Origin of the sequence: Seonamhaeicola sp. (assembly GCF_028281565.1) — a bacterium.
Lineage (GTDB): Bacteria > Bacteroidota > Bacteroidia > Flavobacteriales > Flavobacteriaceae > Seonamhaeicola.
Genome location: NZ_JANQJQ010000021.1, coordinates 144634 through 171632, shown reverse-complemented (window position 1 = coordinate 171632; position 26999 = coordinate 144634). Strand labels below are relative to the sequence as shown.

At 39.6% G+C, this 26999-nt stretch carries 15 protein-coding genes; 5 read left to right on the top strand and 10 right to left on the bottom strand.

Annotated features, from left to right (window positions below; translation table 11 throughout):
- Positions 1-195: 195 nt before the first annotated feature.
- From Q0983_RS10495 to Q0983_RS10455, 9 genes are all read right to left on the bottom strand, one after another.
- Positions 196-1767: a RagB/SusD family nutrient uptake outer membrane protein gene (locus Q0983_RS10495; protein WP_299552452.1), complete on the bottom strand. Its 1572-nt coding sequence runs from the start codon at positions 1765-1767 to the stop codon at positions 196-198.
- A gap of 18 nt (positions 1768-1785) precedes the next feature.
- On the bottom strand, positions 1786-4803 hold the full coding sequence (locus Q0983_RS10490; RefSeq protein WP_299552449.1) for a TonB-dependent receptor: 3018 nt from the start codon (positions 4801-4803) through the stop codon (positions 1786-1788).
- A 404-nt stretch (positions 4804-5207) separates the two neighbouring features.
- Positions 5208-8519, bottom strand: a complete 3312-nt coding sequence (locus Q0983_RS10485; protein WP_299552447.1) for a VCBS repeat-containing protein — start codon at positions 8517-8519, stop codon at positions 5208-5210.
- Between the two features lie 67 nt (positions 8520-8586).
- The gene (locus tag Q0983_RS10480; RefSeq protein WP_299552444.1) at positions 8587-10857 is read right to left on the bottom strand and encodes a sulfatase-like hydrolase/transferase; all 2271 of its coding nucleotides are present in this window, start codon (positions 10855-10857) and stop codon (positions 8587-8589) included.
- A 20-nt stretch (positions 10858-10877) separates the two neighbouring features.
- On the bottom strand, positions 10878-11930 hold the full coding sequence (locus tag Q0983_RS10475) for an SMP-30/gluconolactonase/LRE family protein (protein WP_299552441.1): 1053 nt from the start codon (positions 11928-11930) through the stop codon (positions 10878-10880).
- A gap of 30 nt (positions 11931-11960) precedes the next feature.
- Positions 11961-13109, bottom strand: coding sequence for a galactonate dehydratase (dgoD, locus tag Q0983_RS10470; protein ID WP_299552438.1), 1149 nt, complete (start codon positions 13107-13109; stop codon positions 11961-11963).
- A gap of 1 nt (position 13110) precedes the next feature.
- Entirely contained in the window at positions 13111-13746 is a 636-nt protein-coding gene (locus Q0983_RS10465; RefSeq protein WP_299552435.1) for a bifunctional 4-hydroxy-2-oxoglutarate aldolase/2-dehydro-3-deoxy-phosphogluconate aldolase, read from the bottom strand.
- A gap of 6 nt (positions 13747-13752) precedes the next feature.
- Complete coding sequence (locus tag Q0983_RS10460) at positions 13753-14910, bottom strand: mandelate racemase/muconate lactonizing enzyme family protein (RefSeq protein ID WP_299552432.1); 1158 nt, start codon at positions 14908-14910, stop codon at positions 13753-13755.
- 18 nt (positions 14911-14928) lie between these two features.
- On the bottom strand, positions 14929-16212 hold the full coding sequence (locus Q0983_RS10455; protein ID WP_299552429.1) for an MFS transporter: 1284 nt from the start codon (positions 16210-16212) through the stop codon (positions 14929-14931).
- 302 nt (positions 16213-16514) lie between these two features.
- On the opposite strand from Q0983_RS10455, the gene Q0983_RS10450 reads away from it, so the two are divergent.
- From Q0983_RS10450 to Q0983_RS10430, 5 genes are read left to right on the top strand one after another with little or no spacing between them, the layout of a single operon-like run.
- Complete coding sequence (locus Q0983_RS10450) at positions 16515-19433, top strand: glycoside hydrolase family 2 TIM barrel-domain containing protein (protein ID WP_299552426.1); 2919 nt, start codon at positions 16515-16517, stop codon at positions 19431-19433.
- A 7-nt stretch (positions 19434-19440) separates the two neighbouring features.
- The gene (locus Q0983_RS10445) at positions 19441-20250 is read left to right on the top strand and encodes a family 16 glycosylhydrolase (RefSeq protein WP_299552423.1); all 810 of its coding nucleotides are present in this window, start codon (positions 19441-19443) and stop codon (positions 20248-20250) included.
- Between the two features lie 22 nt (positions 20251-20272).
- Positions 20273-21817, top strand: coding sequence for a nucleoside hydrolase-like domain-containing protein (locus Q0983_RS10440; RefSeq protein WP_299552420.1), 1545 nt, complete (start codon positions 20273-20275; stop codon positions 21815-21817).
- Positions 21818-21819: 2 nt separating this feature from the next.
- Positions 21820-23928 (top strand): hypothetical protein, encoded by a 2109-nt coding sequence (locus Q0983_RS10435; RefSeq protein ID WP_299552417.1) that lies wholly within the window; start codon positions 21820-21822, stop codon positions 23926-23928.
- 38 nt (positions 23929-23966) lie between these two features.
- Positions 23967-25085: a Gfo/Idh/MocA family oxidoreductase gene (locus Q0983_RS10430; RefSeq protein WP_299552414.1), complete on the top strand. Its 1119-nt coding sequence runs from the start codon at positions 23967-23969 to the stop codon at positions 25083-25085.
- A gap of 93 nt (positions 25086-25178) precedes the next feature.
- Here Q0983_RS10430 and Q0983_RS10425 read toward each other — a convergent pair whose 3' ends face one another.
- Positions 25179-26981, bottom strand: coding sequence for a DUF5060 domain-containing protein (locus Q0983_RS10425; protein ID WP_299552411.1), 1803 nt, complete (start codon positions 26979-26981; stop codon positions 25179-25181).
- Positions 26982-26999 lie beyond the last annotated feature (18 nt).

The following is a 26999-nucleotide window of genomic DNA, read 5'->3' as shown; positions in this document are numbered from 1 at the left end:
ACTTTAAACAAATAAACTTTATGAAAGGATCCCTTTTTTATCATGTTAATAAACCTCGTAGCTTTAAAAATAGACAAAATAGTTTTAATTAAAATTCTCAGGATTAAAAAAACGACTCAAAATACACTGTTATTTTGAGCCGTTTTAAAAACTAAAACAATTCTAAAAATATATGAATATGACTAACTATAATTATTAGTAACCCTCATTTTGACTCCAAAGAGGATTTCTATCAATATCATTCTGCGGAATAGCTATATACTCTCTACCCGGCTTATATGCAGTTGTTCCGGCACTTTCAGATTTTAAATCCGGGTTGTCCACAATTCTGGATTTTACTCTACCCCAACGTAATAAATCGAAATATCTGGAACGCTCAAATGTCAATTCTTTAATGCGCTCATCTTCTATATCCTGTAGCGTAATGCTAACATGTGCCGGCATATCGGCTCTAGCTCTCACTGCGTTTATTGCATCTAAAGCAGCCTGGGTAGAACCATTTAGCATAAATTCGGCCTCGGCAAACATGAGTAGAACATCAGCATATCTCATCATTCTTAAGTTGTTTCCGGCACCATGCCATCCGCCATCAAGCGATTGCGATTTTCCGTTAAATTCCCAATCCTGCCATTTATTACCATAAATATTGGTTCCGGTAGGTGAAAACGCGTCAGCATAAGAAGTGCTTTCAAAAGTTCTGGAACGTAAGGTTTTGCTTTGATAATCTGTTGTTTCTTCAGTATTCCAAAAGAATGTTGTAAACGTTCTGGGGTCAATTTCACCATTAATGGTTTGCTCATCTAAAAACAAATCCAATGCCCACTGATTTACGCGCATGGTATTTTGATTGGTATAACCAACCGGGGCTAAATCCGGTTGATATGCTGAACCTTTTCCGGAATTATTCCTGTCAGCTCCCCAACCACCATTACCATCAGACACCATCTGAATTTCAAATAAAGACTCCGCATTATTCTCAAACTCCTCTGTAAAATTATGCGCATAATCATCCATGAGCTGGTATTGACCGCTAGTCATTACCTTTTGGAACTCTGCTTTAGCTTCAGCATATTTTCCCTGGTATAAATAAGCCTTACCTAAATAGCCCGTAGCTGCTCCGGAGGTAACTCTTCCCTCCTGATCAGCCGGCCATGAAGCCGGTAACAAATTTTGTGCTTGTTGTAAATCTGATTCGATCTGAGCCCAAATAACAGATGGATCTTCCTGTGGTGTAGCCGTTAAGTCCGGTATTTCCGATGTAGGAACTGTTATCAAGGGTAAGTTTCTCCAACTGTTTAATAAATTAAAATAATTGAACGCTCTGATAAAATAACCTTCTCCAGTTATATTATCTCTTAATGTAGCATCCATTTCCTCAATTTGCGGCACTCTAAAAATGACCTCGTTGGCCCTGGCTACACCTTGAAACATAGCTTGCCATACCCAAAAAGTAGCATTACTATCCGGTGTCCCACTAAAATAACCAACAGCAGTTCTTTCAGACGTATTAAATCCATTGATTACGTCATCTCTATAATCCGATGTAAAGATTTCAAATCTGGTGTAGTACCATATGTGAGTAAATGGTGCATAAGCTCCATAAATACCTTTTGTAGCATCGCTTTCGGTTTTCCAAAATGAGGAAGGCGTAATCGAATTTGGATTTACCTGATTCAGCTTATCTTCTGAACAGTTAATGTTCAACACCCCAACTACTGCCAGCATTAGCAGGGCGGTGATTGATACTTTTATTTTTGTTTTTTTCATAATTCTATTTTTTTTTCATTAAAACGATACTTGTAAACCAAGTTGAAAAGTTCTGGGTGTTGGATAAGAACCTTCATCAACCCCTGTATTGAATAAGGTTACATTCCCCGTTCTGGTATTTCTACCAACTTCCGGGTAATATCCGGAATAATCCGTAATGGTGAATAAGTTAATTGCAGAAAGATATAACCTTACCTTTTCTATTTTAACTTTTTCTAAAATACTATCTGGCAGCGAATAACCTATTTGTGCATTTCTCAATCGGAAAAAGGCGCCATTCTCTAAATAGAAATCAGACATCCTTCTATTGAATCCGGGATCAGCTTGCGTATTTCTGGGGATAGTGGAACTCGTATTACTTGGTGACCAGGCATTTAAAGCGTCAGCAAAATAGTTTCCATTGAAATCAAAATAACCTCTATACTTGGTACCATTCAATATTTTATTACCGGAAACCCCATTAAAGAATAAACTTATATCCCAATTTTTATAGTCTGCCGTTAAATTAATTCCATATTCAAACGTCGGTATTCCGTTTCCGAAATATACCTGATCGTCTTCATCGATATCACCATCGCCATCCACATCTTTGAACTTTAAGTCTCCAGCTCTAGGATTACCAGGCTGGTCATTAGCTGCTGTTGCTTCGGCATCGGTTTGATAAATCCCATCCGTCACATAACCATAAAAAGAAGCAATTGGTTGCCCCACATCGGTTCTAGTACTAAAAATAGTATTTGAAGTAAACGATCCTGCTCTGATAGCCGTTCCTTCTCCAATAGAAGTCACTTCATTGTCAAGCGTTGAAAAATTTACGGAAGCACTGAAATTAACATCACCTATTTGGTCCCTGTAGCTTGCTAAAAATTCAAACCCTTTATTTTCAATATTTCCATTATTGGATGGCACCGCATTACCAGTACCAGTAGTAAATGTAAATGGTGTGGCCACTAAAATATCTTCCGTTTCCTTTAGGAAATAATCCATTGTTACACTAAGCCTGTTATTTAAAGCATTAAACTCTATCCCAACATTAGTTGTTTTTGTGGTTTCCCATGTTATAAAAGGATTTACACTATTGGTAATGGCATACCCATTAACTCTCTGACCACCTACAACATAGTCGCTAAACAAGTTAAGAACCGGATCCGTACTGTATATTGGCACGTTGTTCGACCCTACTTCTCCATAGCCTCCACGAATTTTAATATTTGTAAGCGCATCAAAATTTTCCATAAAAGGTTCATTACTTAAATTCCATGCTATGGCACCGGAAGGAAAGGATCCCCATCTTAAACCATCTTTAAAAAGTGAAGACCCATCTCTACGTATGGTTGCCGTAATCACATATCTGTCATCAAACGTATAATTCAACCGACCGAAGTATGACTGAATCACTGATGTATTATCTCTAGAGTTGGCACTTTGTAAGTCACCGGCTGAAACAACGCGAACCTCGTTCGTTGGAAAATCAATGGCATTGGCTCCTAAACTTCTAACATTGGTTATTTGTTCAGTTGCCCCACCCACTAAATCAATGGTATGCTTGCCAAAAGTTTTGTTATAATTAACTGTTGTTTCCACTAAGGTAGACAAAAAGTTATCATTAGTTTCGCTTAGCTCTGAAAAAGCCCTGTTCGACCCATCAAAAATAACCTGAGCGTCCGGGCTAAATCTATAGTTATTGTCTGCCCAACTTTCAAGACCCAGATTAACTTTCACACTTAATCCGTCAATTATTTTAAGTGTACCGGCAATATTACCTAAAACGGTATTTCTAGTCCTGGTTCTATCTTCCAGTTCAGCAAATGCTAACTCATTTAAAATGGATCCGGGACCGTAAAAAGCTCCTAAAGCAATTCCTGTGATGCCCCTATCTGCTCTATCATCGGCACTCCATTCCCCAGCATCATTTCTCATTCTAATAGTCGGAATTAAATTCCTTTCCTTATTAAAATAAGGATTAGGGTTATTAACTGTTCTGGTTAATCCTATGGTACTTTCAACTTTCAGCCTTCCTTTTTCAAAACTACCGTTAGCTCTCACTGTGGTTCTTTTAAAATCGGAATACTTAACAATACCTTCTTCATCATAATCGTTAAATGACAGACTAAAGAGGGTGTTTTCTCCACCTCCGGCAAATCTTATATTTGTATTCTTAATAGTTGCCGTTCTTAAGGATTCATCGTAAAGATTGCTGGAATAACTTGGGTCAAATTGAGCATCGTTAGCCGGGAATCTGGGTTGCCCGTCGTTATCTCTTGCTGAATTTGATATCTGTGCATACTGGTTCACATCGGCCCAATCAAACGTTTTGATCACATCCTGGATACCGTAACTTGTATCCAAATCGATGCTTACTTTTCCTTTTTCACCTTTCTTTGTGGTAATAATTACTACACCATTGGCTGCCCGAGATCCATAGATAGCTAATGCCGAAGCATCTTTTAACACGGAAACAGATTCAATATCCATTGGATTTACTGTATTCATATTGCCGGTAATCATACCGTCAATAACGAAAAGCGGTCCAATATCAGTAAATGATGATGCCCCTCTTATTACAATGTTTGCTCCAGAACCGGGAGCTCCACCTGATGATTGCACACTAACACCGGCCATCCTACCCTGCAGAGCCTGTGATGCACTGGTAAAAGTAAAATTTTCAATGTCCTTTGCACTTACTGAAGCTACTGCTCCGGTAAGATCAGATTTCTTTTGGGTACCATACCCAACAATTACAATCTCATCTAACTGACTGGCGTCCTCAGCGAGTGTAATGTTAATTGAGGTTCTGCCATTTACAGCTACTTCCTGGGTAACAAACCCTAAGTAGCTTACTACAAGTGTAGCGTCACTTGCAGCCGACAGCGAATAGTTACCATCAAAATCGGTTTGCGCCCCGGATGTGGTTCCTTTTACCAAAATGTTGGCACCGGTTAACGGTTGACCTGATTCATCGCTAACAACACCACTAATGTTTATGTTTTGCGCAAAACCCACCGAGACTCCGGCAAGCAATAATACGGCTAGCATAAAAACGCGATGTTGACATTTTTTCTTAAGTAATTTTAATACTTTCATAAGCGTTTTGAAGTTTTAGTTATTTAATTTAGTTTGTAAGTCAGTTAACAGTTCAAAATGGCATTAAAATTTGACTGATTCTTGAGACGTCAGAACCTGAAACATCAACACACACTTCTCCCATTAAATGCTTAGTTCAAAGTAACAGATTTGGCATTTCTTCCTTTGGGAAAATATGTTCATTATTATGGATTATTAATTCAAGCACCAGTAAAATCAATAATTCCGCAAACAATTGAAAGAAATTTTACAAGGCATACACCATAGTAACCTACAATAGATTAAGCTTTGTAAATGAAGCATAATTATACTTAATTACTTTAAAAAGAATAGATACCTACCGAGAAGTAATGAGTCTATTTGGTAGTAGTAACCTCCAATAATTTTATGGTATCATCATTACGGGCAAATAGCACACCTAACTGACCATTTTTTCCTAATTGAATGGTTCGTATGTTTCTTATTTCCCCTTTTATGAATAAACCGGTGGTATTTGCAGATAACAAATTCAGTTCCCCCCTCTCATTAAATTTAATAACCGAACCAATTCCCGCGTCATTTCTTGGAGTTTCTACTTCGGCATTGTATAAATTGCCTGCTGCTAACATGTAAGACTCATTACCCGTATTAATCTTTTGAAACCCGTTTACTGATGTAAATTGCATGTCATTAGGCAATTTATGTAACTTAAATTTGCCAGGACCCTGATTTTCTATCCAGGAATTCCCAAAAGTGGTTGCTTTATAATGCAACGACCGGTCTAACATAGCCTGCCCGTAAATATCGGCCAGGGATGCATCAGCAAAAAGTTCAAAGGTTTCAAAACGCCTGGCTATGGCCGGTACTTGCTGCGAAGAGCATTCTCTTCCTCTTAGCGGTAATAACTTACCATTTTTTTGATAGCTCAAAACTATATCCATACTTCCGTTTTCATCAAAATCATTGGCATACACTTCAAACGGTTTGTCTTTCTTGGCTTTATACTTATAATTAAGTCCTAAATTACCTGCTAAATAATCGGTATCACCATCGCCATCCACATCTGCCTTTTGCAAGCTATACCACCACCCTGTATAATCGCTAAAACCTAATTTATCAGTTACCTCATTAAATATATTACCTCTATTTTCAAAAAAACGAATAGGCATCCATTCACCGGCAATAATCAAATCTGTTTGTCCATCCTGATTAAAATCGTCCCAAAGTGCTGAAGTTACCAAACCGGCTTCATTTAGTTCCGGTAAAACCTCATCGGTTACATCAACGAATTTTAACGCCTTGTCTTGTCCGCCATCATTCCTTAAAATATAGCTTTTAGCCGGAAACGGGTATTTTCCCGGAATGATTCTTCCGCCAACAAACAAATCCATATCACCATCATGGTCATAGTCAGAAGCTACCACTGTATTACCGCTTGATATAATCTTAGGTAACGCAGATCCTGTTTTCACAAAACCTTGTCCGGTATTTATATATAATCTATCCTGATAAAAACTTTCAGGCTTTGTAGCATCATTGCCACCGTTGACCACATATAAATCCAGATCACCGTCATTATCAGCATCAAACAATAAAGCCCCTGTATCTTCAAACATACTATCCTGCTCCCAGGGCCCGTTCATGATACCAAACGTTTTATCCTGATTTTGAACATACATGGCCGCAGTATTTCCGGTAGCGTTGCCAACAAAGAAATCCTCCAGCCCATCATCATTAATATCACCAACAGCTAATGCCGGACCAAAAGCAGAGTTCTTATGCGGCAACAACGGCTCTTTTAAGAAATCGTCAAAACCATCTTCCTTATGGATAAAATCAATACCAGATGTTTGCGTAATATCTTCAAATAATTTAGGTTGTGTTTCCTTTGTTCCCTCAACCTTAATTGACTCCGTAAATGAAATGGTCAATTCCTGATTAACAGCAACATCATTCAAAACCTGGGTATTTCCGTTAGGCCATAAAACCTTTAATTCTTTTATTGTCGAATCATTCCCAAATCCAAAATGAAGTACAGGTGCTACACTGGACTGAAACCCTCTGCTCAACGTTAACTCCTGAAACTGTTCTCCTTGACCAGTTTTAACGGACACTCTTGTTCCCAAACCAAACCGGTTGTTCTCTGGACCATCAAGTTTTACCTTTAAATAATTCTGAACTATGTTATCATTCGTTTTATTTTTAAAAATGGAAGCCGTATCCCCTAAATTATTAATGACAACATCCAAATCACCGTCATTATCAAAATCAGCATATGACACGCCGTTTGAAAAGCCTTCATATTTCAGGCCCCATAATTCATTGGCTTTAGAAAAGGTATAATCACCTTCATTTCTAAAAACGTAATTGTCAATTGGGTTGCTCGGATATTGACGATAATCTATAGCTTTATTTAATTCCGAAAAACCTAGGGCTTTGGTTCTTTCATTTACATCATTATTGTTCACATCGCGTTTCATGCCGTTAGTTACAATGACATCTTTTAGACCATCATTGTCGAAATCTGCAAACAGCACCCCCCAACTCCAGTCGGTTGTCGCTATGCCTGCCAACCTGGAAATATTACTGAAAATTGGAAGCCCGTTAGCATCCACACCATTATGGACCTGCAATGTATTGTGCATATACTGATGGTGCATCCCCAAATCTACCGCCTCATAGAAAGTCTCCGGACTCATACTGGCCATATTGGTTTTAGAGCGTTTATAATCTTCTGGCGTCATATCCAATTGAACGAAGTCCAGTAATTTATCGTTATTAAAATCGGCAGCATCTATTCCCATTCCAAACATGGATATATGGTTAGTAGCTTCTTTTACCATGTCTTTAAAAGTGCCATCCCCATTGTTTAAATAGAAATAATCCGGCACGTTAAAATCATTTGACAAATACAGATCCTGCCAACCATCATTATTAAAATCAGACGCTAATATGCCTAAGGTCATTCCAAAATTCTGAACACCTGCAAGGGTTGTCACATCTGTAAATGTGTTATCTCCATTATTCTTATAAAGATGCCCGGAATCTTCAAATTTATTTTCCTGCATTTTACCATAATAATATCGGTTCCCCTGGCTTACGGGAACCAACGGATAATTGGCTACAAAAACATCTAAAAGGCCGTCGTTATCATAATCGAAAAAAGTAGCTTGTATGGAATACGATGCGTCTGCAAGTCCATAGACTTCAGCTTGTTCTGTAAATGTAGCATCCTGGTTGTTAATAAAAAGCTGGTTCCTGGTCTCGCCATTTAAGCCTGAAACCGCCACATAAATATCTAACCAACCGTCATTATTGATATCAGCCATGGTTACTCCGGTATACCATCTGTCATCACCTGTAACGCCAGCTGACTGAGAAATATCTTCAAACTGCATGTTGCCCTTATTCAGATACAACTTGTTTTCGGTCATATTTCCCGTGAAGTAAATATCAGCTAATCCATCGTTATTGATATCTCCGACAGCCACACCACCCCCCATATACATGTATGGAAACGTGAAATAGTTTAAGGTATCATTCTCTATAATATCATTTGAAAACGAAATACCGCTTTCATCCGAAGTTAAGGACTTAAAGGATGTTTTACTATCAATGCTGGTCTCCGTTTCTTTTTTACAGGAAACCACAAACATTACTAAGCTAATAAGGAAAATTATCTTCTTCATTCTCAAATTTAAGTACTACTAATTTAAATAATCAATAACATAAATCAACGGCTATTTTACGGAAAATCTATTTAGCATATGGTCTTAGATTAACTCTTAAAAGATAATCGTCTGCGGTAATAAACAGGTATCTGCCATCTTCTGTAAACTCACAATTTCCTGTTTTTCTGCCGGTATTGATAGTGCCAATATGCTTTCCTTCAGGAGTGATTATCAGAATGCCGTCACCGGCAGCCACAAAAATATTTCCGTGTTTATCTAATTTGATACCATCAGGGTTTTGCTTTGATGTACTTGAATCAATGACCTTTTTTGGGTTAAAAAATAGTCGTTTGTTCTTCACCACACCTGGTTTTGCAATATCATAGGCCCAAATGATGGGTCTTGGCACGTTAGATTCAGCTACATATAGTATTTTGCCATCATTAGAAACCACAACACCATTAGGGCGGGCTAAATCCCCATCTACTAACTTGACTTCTCCATCTTTGCTTGCAAAGAACACCCCGTTAATCCCCAATTCACTTTTTCCATCCCCTAAGCCATAAGGCGGATCCGTAAAATATAAATTACTATTTGAATCGAAGCATAAATCGTTGGGAGAATTAAACTTTTTGCCTTTGTAATCTGCAACAACAGGCTCAAAAACCGGACTTAACGAATCTTTTAAACTCACTAACCTGCTAATGACCCTATCGCCATGTTGACATAAAATCAAATCGCCATTTTCGTCTAAAGCTAAACCATTGGAGCCTTTACCTCCTGCCCTGGGTGCTGTCCCCGTATATCCCGATGGCGTTAGGTAAACACTCAGGCCATCCAGATCATTCCATTGATATACTTTATTTTCAGGCACATCTGAAAAGAATAACTTTTGGCCCTTGGGTTGCCATACCGGACCTTCGGACCAGTTAAACCCTTGGGCTACCAAATCAATTCTGGCATGTTTTGATATAATAGAATCTATTGCAGGATCTAACCTTTCTATACTTCCCGTGGTTGGATATTTTTTCAAGGAGTCTATAATACCTTTAAATCTTTCTTTCATCTGTTTCTCGCCATCCGATTTAGCTTCAATAACGGATTGCTCCAGTACATCATCTTCAATATTATAAAACCTGCCATCACCGTAAAGTTTGTAATTGGCATTCATAACGAACTCATCCGGATGCAAATGATCTTTATGGGCTCCCGGCTTGGGATTGTAACTCATATAAACCCAATCTCTTCGGGCTTTTGATTCTCCATTTAAAATTGGTAAAAAGCTCTCTCCATCCGTATGAAAATCTTTTGGTGTTTCTGCTTTAGCTACATCTAAAACGGTTGGCAGAAAATCTATAGCGTCTATTAGTTCATCAGATTGTTGCCCTTGTTTAATATGCCCTTTCCAATTAGCTATTAAAGGCACTTTAATTCCAGCCTGTGTAGTTAAGCCTTTACCACCCTGAACCACTTTATCACCCATTTTGGAATATATTTTTTGGTGGGTCCCGTTATCCGAATAAAATAATACAAGCGTTTCTTCCCTTAATCCCTGTGCTTCCAGGTTATCTATAATTTTGCCAATTAATTTATCGGCATACGCCACCATATCTCCAAAATATTGGGGTTCGTTATCCATTCTTAGTTCTTCATCATCCCAGATCTGACTATCCGGTGTAGGCGAAAACGGGTCATGGGTCAATGCCATGGGATAATACACAAAAAATGGTTTATCACTTGGGCTATTCACAAAATCATTTAAATAATCCACAAAAATATCAGGCCCGTATTTCCCTTCGGTGGTGTCCAGAAATACTCCATCCTGAAAGATGGTTGGGTTCGCAAACCTGGAGCCTTTATCTTCCGTATGTCCAATATGCCAACCGCAATACTTATCAAAACCCGCCTTGCTGATCTTCATTCCGGTATCCCTTCTGTATTCCGATCCCGGATACCCCGGAGGATCGTAACTTTGAAGTTGCCACTTACCCGCAATACAGGTCCTGTAACCGGCTTCCTGCATCAGGTGCCCGAATGTTTTCTCTTCAGGGTCTAAAATGCCAAAAGCCGTCCAGTTTCTAAAATTGTACTTCCCGGTCATCAACTTAACGCGCGTATTGGTGCAAAGCGGTTGTGCATAGGCCTGATTAAATTGTATTCCGGTTTCTGCTAGTTTATCTATATTAGGAGTTTTGTATGATGTCCCTCCGTAACTGCCAATACACTCAAAACCCAGATCATCGGCCATAATTAGAATGATGTTTGGCTGTTTGTTCCGGTTTTCCGAAGATTCACACCCGGTAAGAAATAATCCTAAAAAACTAATCAGTAGAAAACCGGCCTTAAATATTTTCATACGTATTTTAATTATCTGACTTATTTTAAATTAACTGACAGAATATAATCATCAGCGGTCATAAAAAGTCGTTTTTCATCAGATGTAAGGGCACAATTAGAAGTACGCTGTCCCGTTAATATTCTCGCTAACACTTTGGCATCCTTATTGAAGATCCAAACGCCTCCGGGACCTGTTGCAAAAATGTAACCTTTACTATTCACCTTCAAACCATCTGGTGCTCCTTGCCACCCTTCCTTACCCATAAGCTCTGTCACGTCATAAAACGTTTGTTTGTTTTTCACTTTACCGGGAGCCATAATGTCATAACTATGCCACACCACTTTTGGCCCATGGGAAACGGCTACATACAAGGTCTTTCCATCGGGTGATTGTGCAATACCATTGGGCCTGGGGACTTCTTTATCCAACAGCTTGAGTTCACCAGATTTCAACAAGCAATAAATCCCCTGGAAGTCCAGCTCCTTGGTCTCATCTTCCATTCTTTTTGGTAAGCCATAAGGTGGATCGGTAAAATAAAGATTCCCTCCGGCATCAAAAAAACCATCATTTGGACTATTAAATCTTTTACCCTTGTAATTATCAACCAGAGCGATATAATCCGGTTTAGGGTCGCTTAGTGGTGCATTCATTTTTCCAACACGCCTTTCTCCATGCTGCATTAACACCAGGTTTCCATCATTATCTAAAGTTAAACCATTGGAACCCGGTTCTGCGAAATCAGGATTGGGCCCTAAAAACCCTGACGGATGTAAATAAACGGATACCTTATTAAGCGAATCTAATTTGAACACTTTATTATTGGGAATGTCTGAAAACAATAAAAACTTGCCCTCTTGAATCCAAACAGGGCCTTCGGTCCAGGTAAATCCTTCAGCCAAAACCTGTATAGTTGCTGTAGAATCTATAATACTTAGTGCTTCATTATCCAAAATTTCAATAGAAAAAGCATCGCTAATATTTGTTTTGGCAACGTCTTCTGTCTTTTCTTTGATCGGTTCCTTTTTAGCGGATTCTTTACAAGCGATTAAACCCAAAAGGCTTATAAAAAGTAAAATACCTCTTTTATACATGTCTATTTATTTTAGTTTAAATAATCAAAGTTACCATTCTGCAAAATTCCCATCACCGTGCCTCCAAATAGGGTTTGCCCAATTATGACCTATTTTAACCCCTTCTTTTAACTTGTCTTCATCTATTTCAACACCGAGCCCGGGTTTGGTCAACAAATCAATATACCCGTCTTTAATATCAAACACCTCAGGGTTTGCCATGTAATCCAAAATATCATACCCTTCGTTATAATGGATGCCGATACTACTTTCCTGAATCACAGCGTTAGCAGACACAAAATCCACATGTAGTGATGATGCCAAAGCAATAGGGCCTAACGGACAATGCGGTGCCAATGTTATGTCATAGGCCTCAGCCATGGCAGCAATTCGTCTTACTTCTGAAATACCTCCGGCATGGCTTAGGTCGGGTTGAATAATATCAACCACACCCTGATGCAAAATGTCTTTGAAATCCCAACGTGAAAACATACGCTCACCCGTGGCAACGGGAATACTGGTATATTGGTAAATATGTTTTAAAGCATCATTATTTTCAGGCAATACGGGTTCTTCAATAAACATCGGATGATATGGTTCCAACTCGTCAATAAGTCTTTTAACCATCGGTTTATGTACACGTCCATGAAAGTCTAATCCAACATCCAGATCATCTCCAAATTCGTCACGCAATAGTTTGATATTGTTAGCAACTTTTTTTACATCTTTAATGGATGCTACCCATTCCAAAGCACCTGTAGCATTCATTTTCACAGCCTTAAAACCTGCTTTTACTTTCTCATGAGCCTGTTCCAGGACCACTTCAGGATGATCCCCGCCAATCCAACAGTACATTTTCATTTTATGTCGAACCGGGCCTCCCAATAATTGATGCACAGGCACACCTAAAGCTTTGCCTTTAATATCCCATAAGGCCTGATCTATACCTGAAATAGCACTCATTAAAACCGGACCACCCCTGTAAAATCCTCCTCTGTAAAGAATCTGCCAGATGTCTTCAATATTACCGGCGTCTTTCCCAATAAGATATTGTTCCAATTCTTTAATACAGGCTGCTACCGTATCTGCCTTTCCTTCAACAACGGGTTCTCCCCAACCCACAATGCCATTTGCGGTTGTGATCTTGAGAAATAACCAACGTGGTGGCACCTTAAATAGTTCTATATTTTCTATTATCATACTATCCGTATTTCTTTACTTCGGCTATGAACTGAGCCGCCCTGTTTTTAACAGCTTCTAATGCTTCTTCGCTTGTAACCGATTTGGTCAATGCACCGCCAATACCTATACCGGCGGCTCCAGCACTTAACCAATCGCCCACAGTATCCAAATCAATACCTCCAACAGCCAAGAGTTTGACGTGATCCAATGGTGCTTTAATCGATTTAAAATAATCAATACCCATGATATCAGCCGGAAATAGTTTTACAAAATCGGCACCTGCTTCGGCAGCATTACAAACTTCGGTTGGTGTCATCGCTCCCATTAAAACCGGAATAGCATGTTTATGGGCCACATCAACAACTTCTCCATTTGTATTAGGCGTCACTAAAAATTGGGCTCCTGCTTTTGAGGCTATTTCAGCTATTTTCGAATTAATTACCGTTCCAGCCCCAATTAAAGCATGAGGATACAACTGCCTTGCTTTTGTGATTTCTTCTGCAAAACCAGGTGTATTAGACGTCACTTCCAAAATCTTTATACCGGCTTCAACTAAATTCTTAATGACACCGGCTACTTCATTTTGGTATTTTAAGCGGATAACAACAACCAGTTTTTCTTGTTCTATTATCCTTGTAATATCTTCTCGCTTCATATAATCTTACCAATTATTAAAAGAACCGTCTTTACGTTTTAAGCGCGGAATTTCAATTGGTGTAAATCCTTGTTCCAGAGCATAGTCTTCATTAAACTCAACGCCTAATCCAGGTTCTGTAGGTACGGGGTATCTCGGGCCTTCCAATTTAGGCTGCACCGGATAGTATTTAGGGTCGTTAGTAGACACATGCGCACCTGTATTCACTTCTTCTAACCAGCTAAAATTAGGACAAGCTGCCGCAACATGAATAGAGGCTGCCGTACATATAGGCCCCAACGGATTGTGTGGCATCAGATCGATGTAATGTGCTTCTGCCAAAGAAGCTACTTTCATGGATTCAGTAATACCTCCAACATTACAAACATCAATACGTGCAAATTGCGCAATATTACGTTCTAAAAACGGTAAAAATTGCCATTTACTTGAAAACTCCTCTCCAATGGCGAAAGGGATATCGATCATTTTACGTAAGCTTTCATAAGCTTCGGGGTTTTCATCCCGGATGGGTTCCTCAATAAAATCCAAAGTCCCGGGCGGCATACGTTTCATGAATGAATAGGTCTGTCCCGGTGTTAATCTGGTATGGTAATCAATCCCGATGGTTACTTTAGTCCCCACTTCTTTTCTCAGTTTGATCATCCAATCTGCTAAAAGCGCTATGGAATCTCTGGGTTCAAAAAGGCTTTGATCTTCCTGTGCTTCAAACTCGGCCGGTGCTAATCGCAACATATTCCAACCCTCTTTCACCATTCTTTTGCACTCATTCAATAATTCTTCCAAGGTTGTAAAACGTACCGAAGCGAAACATTCAACGTAATCACGTTGTTTGCCTCCCAGTAATTCATAAACCGGAACCTCTAAAGCTTTACCTTTTATATCATAAAGTGCAATATCAATAGCTGAAATAGCCGCAGTTAATACGCGTCCACCTTCAAAATACTGACCTCTGTATAAATCCTGCCATATAGCGCCTATCTGCATGGGATCTCTGCCAATAAGTAAGGGTCTGTAATGTTCTACTGCTCCTATAACCGCCATCTCTCTTCCTGATAAACCGGAAGCACCCCAGCCATAAATACCGGAATCGGTCTCTATTTTAATAACTAATTGGCTCCCTGAACCTATATTAACAGGATATGTTTTTACTGCTGTGATTTTCACAAGTCTAAATTTTTGAATTTATTTTTTAGGAACAATACGCTCTACTTTTCCAACTATAAAGATATAAGAAAGCACACCAATTAAAGACACTATGGCTATAAAAACTAATGCCGGGCTAAAATCGCCATCAGACACCAGATATCCAATAATGGCAGGAACGAAAACTGAAAGCCCTCCAATGCAATTAAAAACGCCTCCTACCAACCCCAAGTTTTCTTTAGGAGCTATTAAAGACACAAACACCCAGGCAATACTTGCCAGGCCCATTCCAAAACCGGCCAGCGCCAGGAATAATATTATAAAGAAAGTATCATTAGTATAGTTAGCGCCTACAATAAAAATGGTCATAAGCATACCTATAATTATTGGTGCTTTTCTTGATATTTCAGCAGAAAACCCCTTCTTAGTCAAAGTATCAGAAGCAAAGCCAGATAGGAGTATTCCCAAAAACGCTGCTAAATAGGGCACCGATGCATAAAATCCGGACTTCACAAAGTCAAGCCCTCTAAACTCCACCAAATACGTTGGAAACCAGGTCAAAAAGAACCAGGTCACCGCACCTAAACAAACTTGTCCCAAATATATGCCCCAGAGTTTCTGATATATAAAAGCTTGTTTAAAATCGTCCCAGGTAAATTTCTTTTTTTCTTCATCCTCCGACTTGGAACCTACTAAACCGCCTCCTTTTTCAATGTACTCCAACTCCGATTCACTAACTGATTTATGGTCTCTCGGGTCTCTGTAAAAGAGATACCAAACTACTGCCCAAACAATCCCTATAAGCCCGGAAACTATAAACAAACCTCTCCAGCCTAAGGCATTTTGAATTAATGTTAAAACCGGCATTAAAAAAGCCAATCCTAAAAACTGCCCGGATGTATAAACTGCAATCGCCGAAGCCCGTTCCTTTTCCGGAAACCATCTGGTTACTACTAAATTGTTTATCGGATAAGAAGGTGCTTCAAAAACACCAATACTAGCCCGTAAACCTATTAAAGCTGCTAAAGAATTTATAAAGCCCTGAACCAAAGTAGCAACAGACCACAGCACCAAAATAATGGAGTAAAGAATTCTGGATTTAATGCTATCGGCAAGAATGCCACCCGGTATTTGTAATGACGCGTAGAATATGCCAAATACGGAAAACACCCAACCCATTTGCTCAGTGCTTATTCCCAAATCTGTTCTGAGGGCAAAAGCCGCCACTGAAATATTAGTTCTGTCAAGGTAATTAATAACCACGGTTACAAATATCATTACCAAAATATTGTACCGTTTACGGGTCTGGGTTTTAACTGCCATTCTTAATTGCTTAAAAGCTAATTTACAATCATTTACTTTCACTATAGAATAGCTCCATAGCATTTAAATCAAATATATACATAACCACAGTTAATTCAACTATACAAAACTTATATTGACCAGATTTTACCCCTTAATTCTCATATTTTACAAAAGCAAAAGCTTCCTTTGCCATAATTTTAAACACCCGAAAATTTTAACCTTTGGAGGTTAAAAACATTTGTGTCACTTTTATGTACATATGTTTATATTTTTAAGTGAATAAATTCAGACTTTTATACTTCAGCTAAACTAAATACATTATGAATCGCCGACTATCCCTCACTATCTTATTGATCGCATTGTTTTTTACCAACACAAACGCACAAAACTTACCCTATGGATTCCCTGACACGGACAGAACCAAAATTAGCCTTAATCAAGGCTGGAAATTTCATTTGGGTGATCCGGATGCTAAAAACTACAGGGTTGATCTGGATGATTCTAATTGGGAAACTGTCAATGTACCACACACCTTAAAACTCACCTCTCTAACACTTGATGGTTTACAAGATGAAAAAACACAACTGGTTTTTCACAGGCATGTGGGTTGGTACAGAAAAACCATCCCGGTTGCAAACTCCGGTAAAAAAGTATTTTTAGAATTTGAAGGCTCGCATCAGGTTACCGACTTATGGATCAACGGTAAGCACATTGGACAACATGCTGTGGGTGGCTATACCCCGTTTCATTTTGACATCACCGATTTTGTAGACAAAGGCAAAGACAATCAGATAACCATACTCGCAGATAACAGACGAAACGACATGGTGCCACCGGATCCGGGGCCATTTGATTATGTAAAATTCAGCGGACTTTACAGGGATTTATACCTGGTTGAGACTAACCCGGTTCACGTCACCTTCAACTGGGAAACGTTGAACTCAGGGGTTAACATCACCACGCCAACCATTGATGTGATCAATAAAAATGCTGTTATTTCTGCTAAAACATCAGTCAAGAATGAAACCGATCAGACCGTAAAATGTCAACTCCTAACACGTGTTATCGATAAAGAAGGCCTTGTAGTTCTACGCTTAACTGATGATGCTGATATTTGGCCTGGGCAGGAATATCAATTCAATCAAATAGGGAGTTTGGAAGATAATGTCCAGTTCTGGGGAATAGACCATCCTTACCTCTACAGAGTAAATAGTGTTGTGATTGTCAACGGTAAAGAAGTTGATTTTGTTGAAAATAAAATAGGGCTTCGAAAGTTTGAATTGGATCCTGTTAGAGGTTTTATTCTGAATAATGAGCCAATAGAATTGATAGGAGCCAATCGTCATCAGCAATACCCATATTTAGGGGATGCCGTTCCCAATGCTCTTCATTATAAAGATATGTTGCAGTTTAAAGAATACGGATGGAACATCATGCGAACCGCTCACTACCCGCAAGACGATGAATTAATAAAAGCCTGTGACGAATTAGGTATTCTGGTATATGAAGAAGCACCAACCTGGATCTCTATTTCAGATCAGGGACTTTGGTGGGATAATCTGGAGGCTTCGGCCAGAACCATGGTACGTAATCACAGAAATCACCCCTCTATTGTGATGTGGGGTGCCGGCGTCAATCACAGAGGCTATGTTCCCAGAGTACATAATGCCATCAAACAGGAAGATCCAATTCGTTTAACAGCGTCACAAGGATCTCGCTGGACGGGATGGCAGGCATCGGGATTAACGGATATTAATGCCAATATGCTTTACGGCCCCTTCATTTGGGATAGAAGCGAGCCTATGTTTGCCATGGAGGGTGAACGGGGCGCACACGCTGTAGCACCATTTAAAAGAGACCCTTTAATGGTTGGATTGATATCATGGACAGCGCATGCCTATTACACCTTCCACCCAACCCATAGCAGGGCCAACGATAAAAGAGACCGTACAAGAAGTGGTATGATGACCATTTTCAGAGACCCAAGGCCGTATCTGGAATGGTATAAAGCAGAAATGCTTGAGGAACCCTTTGTGAATATTCAGGAAGAATGGGTTCCGGGCACTAAAGACATTACGGTATTCAGCAATGCCGATGAAGTGGCATTATCTTTAAATGGTAAGCTAATTGAGCGTCTAAGACCAAGTAACGATACCATTTATGATGGTTTGGATCACGCGCCGTTCCATTTTAAAAATATTGATTACAAATCAGGGAAACTGGTGGCCAAAGCCTATTTTAATAATGGAAAAACCATTGAAACCTCAAAGCAAACTCCGGGCAAGCCTTATGCTATCCAGTTACACCTGGATACTGAAGGACGCCAGTTTATTGCCGACGGAACCGATATTTTAGTAGCTTATGCCACCGTAGTGGATAGAAACGGAACACCTGTTTTTGATACGGACCACCTCATCAAATTCTCGGTTAAAGGCGATGCATCGGTTATTGGTGATGCTATTGACATTAATGCCAACCCCATGTTTACCGAATACGGTGTGGCACCGGCATTAATTAGAGCGGGACATACAACCGGAGCGATAACGGTTACTGCAAAATGCAAAGGCTTAAAATCAGCAAGCAGTACTGTGACATTAGTTCCTTACAGCAATGATGACATACAAAAAAATGCCAGTGCTATTTATGACTTTAAAAGCGAGCGTGTTGATATGGGGGCACCGGATCAATTACTTCAGTTTGGCTGGCAACCCTGGTACGGCACCGATGAAGCAGATAACAGTTATGCGTTTAAAACATTCAAGGGAACCAAAGCCAAAATCGTAAAAGGTTCGGATGATGGCGTTGTACGTTGGCTGGGAGAAATGAACGTCATAGGTAAATATGGTTATGCTTATGGTGAAGGACTAATTGCCGTTGATGACAAAGGTGTGAACCTTGTTTTTGAAAACCTGCCAAAAGGCACCTACAAATTAACTACCTGGCACCATGCCCCAAGAAGTAATTCCGATTCCATGGATCCGAATAAAGCGAAACTAAAGTCAGTTACAATCCACAAGTTACCTTATGAAAAATCCCTAATAATTTCTTCTGAAGCATTAATTGGCGAGAAACAAGTGAACGCAAAAGTAACCGAAGGTAAAGAAATGCAATGGGAAGCACCGGGAATTAGCGTTATTGAGTTTACATCCGATGGAAAAACACCTGTTTCCATCAACTTTAACGGTAAAGGCGACAAAGGTATCTGGATCAATGCGTTTGAATTAAGTGAATGGAAATAATCTAGTCATGAAACAATTACTTTCCATAATATTATTGTCTGCTCTGGTTTTTAGCGTAAACCTGACCTTTGCCCAGACAAGTAAACTACCCAAACCTCCTAAAGGGAAGAAATGGGTTAAAATCGAAACCATTTCAGATGAGTTTAACGGCGATCAATTAGATTCCAAAAAATGGATTCCTTACCACCCGTACTGGACCGGCAGAAACAGCACCCATACACCTTCTAATGTGTCTGTTAAAGATGGTAATTTAAGATTGAAATCAACACTAAGAAAGGGTGCTACAGAAGTAAATGCTGAAACGGTGACCGCGGCTTGTGTCACTTCGAAAAAACGAAGCTGCCGTTATGGTTATTACGAAGCCAAAATAAAGTGTTCTAACATCTCAATGACCTCAGCTTTCTGGTTTCAGGGTAAGTACTCCGAAATTGATGTGATTGAAAACCTGGGGGCACCGTCTAAACCAGAACGCACAGGTGTTAAGGATACTATGATGATCAACACCCATTATTTTAAAAAAGGATGGGATAACGACCTGAACACACCATTAAAATATAAGATGCCCGTGCCTGCCGGTAGCACCTATCATGTTTATGCCGTTTGGTGGAAAGATGCCAATACCTGTATATTTTATTTAAATGGTGAACAAGTTTATGAAGTAGCTTTAAGGGGGCCTTTTAAAGAAAAACAGTATCTCTTTTTTGACACTGAGGTTTTTACCTGGCAAGGGTGGCCTACCAAAGAATCATTACTTGACGATTCTAAAAATACTATGCTTGTTGATTGGGTAAGAGGCTGGCAGTTAGTTGATTTATAAATAAAATTAAAATCATGGCAATATGAAACATCTCCTGTTTTTTTTAGTCATGCTATTTGGGTACTTTTATTCAAATAGCCAAAATACTGAGAACAAAGCGTCAAAATACCGATTGATCATTTTAGCAGACATGGGTAATGAGCCTGACGAGATGCAGCAGATGATCCATATGATTACCTGTTCCAATGCGTTTGATATTGAAGGCCTCATTGCTGTTACAGGAAAATATATCAGACCCAATTCGAAGCTTGGAAAATATAATTGGGTAACACATCCCGAGCTTTTTCATGATATTATAAATGCTTATGAAAAGGACCTTAAAAATTTAAAAAAGCACGCTAACGGATGGCCGGAACCGGACGATTTACGAAAAGTAGTTGCTGCAGGGCAAAAAGGCTACGGTATAGACGATGTAAAAGCAGGCAACTCCAGTGAAGGCTCTAAATTAATAGTGAATACACTTCTTAGAGACGATCCGCGACCGATTTGGGTTGTGGTTAATGCAGGATCAAATACTTTGGCTCAAGCCCTGGTAGATTTTCGAAAAGATCACACGATGCAAGAAGTGAATGAAGCTGTCTCTAAACTTCGTGTATTTGAAAATGGGGCCCAGGACAATGCCGGTGCATGGATATGCCATGAATTCCCGAAAATTCATTGGATCCGAAGCAACTATCAAACTTACGCCTATGGAGGACCAGGAGGTAAGGATGGTGACCTGCAGGCTAATCTCGGACCTAACTATTGGCACCCCTTTAAGACAAGTACCACAGGTCAGCTGGAGTGGTTAAAAAAGAATGTTATGAATGATCACGGCGCCCTTGGAGCCATATATCCAGAACGTATTTATCATGCCTGGGGAAAAGGTGTAGTTGGGTTTATGGAAGGTGGTGGTACCATTCCCTGGATGGGATTGGTTAACAAAGGGCTTTTTGACATCGATGAGCCGTCTTGGGGCGGATGGGGAGGCCGCTTTAGTGTTCGCAAAGAACCTGATTTCTGGTCAAGGCATAGTGATATAAAAATAGATGAGATACATGCCGCACCTTTTTATACCTATCGGGAAGTAAGTGATCATTGGGTAGACCCTCAAAACGGCAAAGTATATAATAATAATTATGTACCTGTATGGCGCTGGCGGGAAGCCATGTATAATGATCAATTATGTAGAATGGATTGGTGTGCAAAGTCCTATGAAGAAGCTAATCACCATCCGGTTGCAGCATTCAATGGTGACCAATCAAATAAAATAATCAGGCTTCAAGCCAGTGCCGGAGAGATTATTGATTTAGATGCTACGGCATCCTCAGATCCTGATGGGGACAGCCTGAAGTTTTCCTGGTGGGTCTACCAGGAAGCCGGAACCTATCCCGGAATGGTAAACATTACTAACTCTAATGGTGATAAAGCTAAAATACAAATACCAACCGGTGCCGGCGGTAAGCAAATACATTTGATTTTAGAAATAAAAGACACTAATAAGATCGCGTCGCTATTTGACTATAGAAGAATTGTTATTGATGTAGATCACATACCTGCCAAACACAAACCCGTTCAAGACAATTAAATATGACATTTAAATTTTACAACTCAGTAAAGGCGGCCGTTTATATACTTTTTGCCACAATGATTCTTTCTTGTGAATCCGGCACTGATAGCCTGACGGTGTATATTGAAGATGGTATCAAGGATGATGTTCAATACGGCATCAATAAACTTTCGGAGCAACTCAATACAAATGGTATAGTCTTAAAGTTCACTGATGATAAAAGTAATTCACAACTGTCCATTCAAACCAAAAAGGAAAACACCAAAAATGATGGCTTTGAAATCACAAAACAAGATGACATGATTAAAGTGGCATCCAATGGTACAAGAGGCCTTATTTATGGATTGCTGGATATTACCGAACAATTAAGATCTGGGAAGCGTTGGGAAGACTTATCCGAAAAGACCGTTAACGCTCATTACAAGTTTAGGGCCATTAAGTTTAACCTGCCCTGGTTTTCATACAGAAGCGGCGAAAATTTAGCATTGCATTACGACACCTGTAAAGATTTAAAATTCTGGGAATCGTTTTTAAATATGATGGTCGAGAATAAGTTTAATGTCCTTTCGCTTTGGAATTTACATCCGTATATGTTCATGGTACAATCTAAAAAATTTCCAAAAGCAAGACCATTTTCTGAAGAAGAGATGAAGGAATGGCAGTCTTTCTTTAAAACCATTTTTAAAATGGCTAAGGACAGAGGCATTGAAACCTACATTTTTAACTGGAATATTTTTGTTTCCGAAGCATTCGGTAAAGCCTATAATATTGGTGAATATTCAAAGGACAGCGGTTTTTGGGGCGAAGGAGAAACCAACGCCCTCCTTGAGGAGTATACCAGGGAAATGGTTTCCAAAACTATCAATGAATATGGAGACTTAACTGGTATTGGCATTACTTTAGGAGAACGTATGGGAGGCATGACCTCAGAAGAACGAAGGGATTGGATTGACAGAACTATGATTGCTGCTCTTAAAGAAGCTGACAGGGAGGTCAAACTGTTTTACAGAGCTCCTTTATCGGCCGGTTTAACCAGCCATGGTACTGTTAGTAAATCAACTGAAATATTAACACGTGAAGCCATTGAAAACATTGGTTTGAAAGATGATGTTTACCTGGGGTTCAAATATAACTGGTCGCACGGGCATTCCTCTCCAAAATTGTCTATTGTACACGGCGGTATTTTAACCGACACTTATTGGAGTCCAAAGCCTAAAAATTATAAAGGCGTTTATACCGTAAGAAATGAAGATTTTTTTGCACTTCGCTGGGCGCAACCGGATTTTATACGAGACTATTTGAGCAACAATAGTCAAGACTATATTGGTGGTGCTATTATTGGTTCTGAAACTTATATTCCTGCTAAAGATTATATTACAAAGCCGGAACACAGGACCTGGGATTATGCTTTTGAAAGGCAATGGCTGTTCTATAAAGTTTGGGGTAATTTGTTATATAACGCCGAAACATCCGATGATTATTTCACTGAGGCACTGGAAGAAAAGTTTGGTATTGAAGATGCTACCGGGTTACTGAAAGCCTGGAAGCTGGGGTCGATGAATGCCAACCGGTTTGCCAGTTTTTATAGAGGTACCTGGGATGCTACCATTTATACCGAAGGCTTCACTACTGTTGGCGGTAAGTTTATTGATATCGATAAATTTATCAATCAACCGGTTCTGGACTCCAGTTATGTAAATATCAAAGATTTTGTAGTTAATAAATTTAAGGAAGCACAAATTACACCTATCGAATTAGCTAATATTGCCGAAAACGAAAGTAATGCAGCTTTAGAGATAACTAAATCATTAAAAGAAAAATACCCGGACAACGCTTTGTTACAAATTGAATTAAACGATATTGAAGCCTGGGGACACTACGGATTATATTTTGCCGATAAAATTCAAGGCGGAGTTTTTCTTGAAACCTATAGGACCTTCGGTAAGGAAGGCGCCCAATTTAAAGCAATTAAACACTTAGAACAAGCCATGGAGCATTGGAAAGCGTATACCGAAACCATGGAGCGTTATAATGTATCGTCTATGCCCTATCAATTCGATCCGGAATTCTCATGGCAAAAACATATTGCGGATGCCGAAAATGATATTTTGATCGCAAAACAAAATTAAACGCTTATCTTTAAGCAACTAATCCTAAACCAGTTACAATGACATCCAAAGAGAATCGAGTTCCCCGAAGAGACTTTATTAAAAAATCTGCCCTTGGCGTAAGTGCTCTTAGTATAGGGTTACCTTTAAATTCAGCTATAGCATCAGGTTGCACGTCTTCAGAAAACAAGAAACTAGGTGTTGCTTTGGTTGGTCTGGGAGGTTATTCCAAAGGCCAATTGGCGCCTTCTTTATTAGAGACTGAGCATTGTTATCTATCGGCTATTGTAACCGGCACTAAAGAAAAAGAAAAGGCATGGGCAGAAGAATACAACATCCCTAAGGAAAACATATATAATTACGAGAATTTTGATGATATCGCCTCCAACAAAGATGTCGATATTGTTTACGTGGTACTGCCAAACTCCATGCATGCCGAATTTACTATCAGAGCCGCCAAAGCTGGGAAGCATGTTATTTGCGAAAAACCTATGGCGGTTTCCGTAGCAGAATGCGAAGCTATGATCAAAGCTTGCAATGACAACAATGTAAAGCTATCCATTGGTTACCGCCTGCATTTTGACCCTTATCATAAAAAAATCATCAACCTGTCTAGAGAAGGCACTCTTGGGACTATAAACCATGTGCGAGCAGATTTCGCCTTTACTATAGGAGACCCAACCCAATGGCGCCTAAAAAAGTCGCTTGCCGGTGGTGGTGCCTTAATGGATGTTGGTGTGTATTGTATACAGGCCTGCCGTTATAGTTTTGGACAGGAACCTATTGCCTTAAGAGCCCAGGCTTTTAATTCCGGAAACGAAAAGTTTAAAGAAGTGAACGAAACCATTACCTGGCAAATGGAGTTCCCTGACGGGAAAATTTCTAACTCAACCACCTCCTACGCCATGAGTGTTAACAGCTTATTCGTGAGTGCCCAAAAAGGCAAAGCACAGCTTATGCCGGCCTATAGTTATGGTGGGCTCAAAGGCTTTTTAGGAAATGAGACTTTAGACTTTCCCAAGTTTAACCAACAGGCCGCTCAAATGGACGCCTTTGCCCTCAACGTTAAACACAATACGGAATCTATTGTTCCGGGAGAAGAAGGCTTAAAGGATATGAAAGTGATTGAGGCTATATTTAAGTCCATTGAACAGGATGGAGCTAGGGTTTTGATTTAGTCAAAATGAAAACACTGTGGTTTTTCAACCCTTCCGTCACTGCGTGACACCTTCCCTTACTAAGGGAAGGACTCAAACTACTTCTTTTCTGACTTATATGCTTTGAACATAAACCACCCAATCCTTATCCTTATCTTTTGGTGGTAACCCTAAAGATTGTTTCCCACCGCCTTTAATGGTTTTCACTTTTCCTTTTTGAAGTTTCCCTCCTTTACGAGGGTTGTACCACAATACGGAGTATGCTCCCGTATTACCTTTTAAATCTAAGGTGGATTCACCACCATTTTTCAGGAATACCACATAGTTTTTACCTTCATTAGCTAACACAAAATCACCTTCTGAAGAAATTAAGCTATCATTTGAGACCATATCCCAAACAGGCACTTTATTATCATTAAAAAAGTCTAAACAAATTTTCCCCTGATCCCAGAATAGGTCCCTGGAGCGATAATCCTGACAGGTTAAATCGGAGTGATCATGCGCATAACCAAAATACCATTCGGTACCCCAGGCACCGGCCATCATAGCCCCCCAAAGACCATTTTTTCTGGCATCATTGTGCTCCGGATTGTCTTTGTCCGGCACCAATGAATGTTGCGCATCCCCCGGTTCATCACAAGCCACCGCCCAGGTTTTACCTTCGGCTTCCGCTTCCCTTAAAATTCTCAGCACACTGCCATGGACGTTCCTAAAATCCGCCTTGTTAGTTTGTAACGAGGCCCCTGTAAACTTGCTGTTCTTTCCGTAAATACCTGTAAACCAATTTCCGTTATGAATCACAATATGATGTTTATAAGGATCTATTGAATTTACATAATTAGCAAGCGTTAGTCTTCCCTGAACATCCACCGGAAAGGTTCTTGGCGGATTTTGCCAGTCGCCGGTTTCCTCGCACAAGTTCCAGTTTAAGGCTAAATGATGCCCGAAACGCGCTATCAATTCTCTGTAATACAACTTGGTATACAATCCAACACCACCATTATCCAATAAGCCTTGATTTTCAGCTTCCAAAGTTTTAAAGTGCAAAAACATTCCCAGTTTTTCGCCATGCTCAAACACGATTTCCCACTGATCGAGTTTCGACACGTCAAAACGGTCATAGGTATTGTAATCCACATAAGGGAATACATTTCTATCATCACCCTGTATATTCATGGTGATGAATGAAAACACATTCATGCCCTTTGAGGCTAAATAATTAACCGCTCCTATCAGGTCTTTGCCTTTACCATTTTGCCATGTTGGGTCGCTCTCATTCCAGTCCTGCTCATGGGCTTCCCAGGTCTTTACCAAATCGTCTTTAATACCATCGTTATGAAACGTACCGTCAAACTCTTCATAGGCCAAAAAATTCTCAGGAGCATCAGCACCACACTTTAAAAAATACTCACCAGTTCCCGCAAACTTTAAATAACGCTCACCTACATATTGTAAACGCCCTTTTGAACGCATATCGGGTGCCGATTTATCCGAAGCTGTTACTGTAAACTCACCTTCCTTACCATCTATAAAACCGGCTGATTTCAACTTTTTAGAAACACGCACAGCGGCCCACTTATCTTTTACAAATCGCACTTTATAAGTCCATTTCCCCGCTTCATCCGGTGAAAAATGCACACGCCATACATTACCCGATGTAGCTCCGGAGTTAGCAGCATTTCCATCGGCTGCAAAATACCCGGGAATCGTATAGGTTTTACCGGATTCATGTTTAAAGGTCACATCCAGTTTATAATTTAAAAACGGATTGTCTTTGGCATCTTCAGACGTTTTTGGCCCTTCAAAATTTAGAGTGACCTTATGCCATTTTTTTAATTCTCCTGTAATCTTTTGGGCATTTATCAATTGAAAAACACATAATAAAAGGACTCCGAATACTACTAATTTGGCTTTCATGGATTGCATATTATTTCT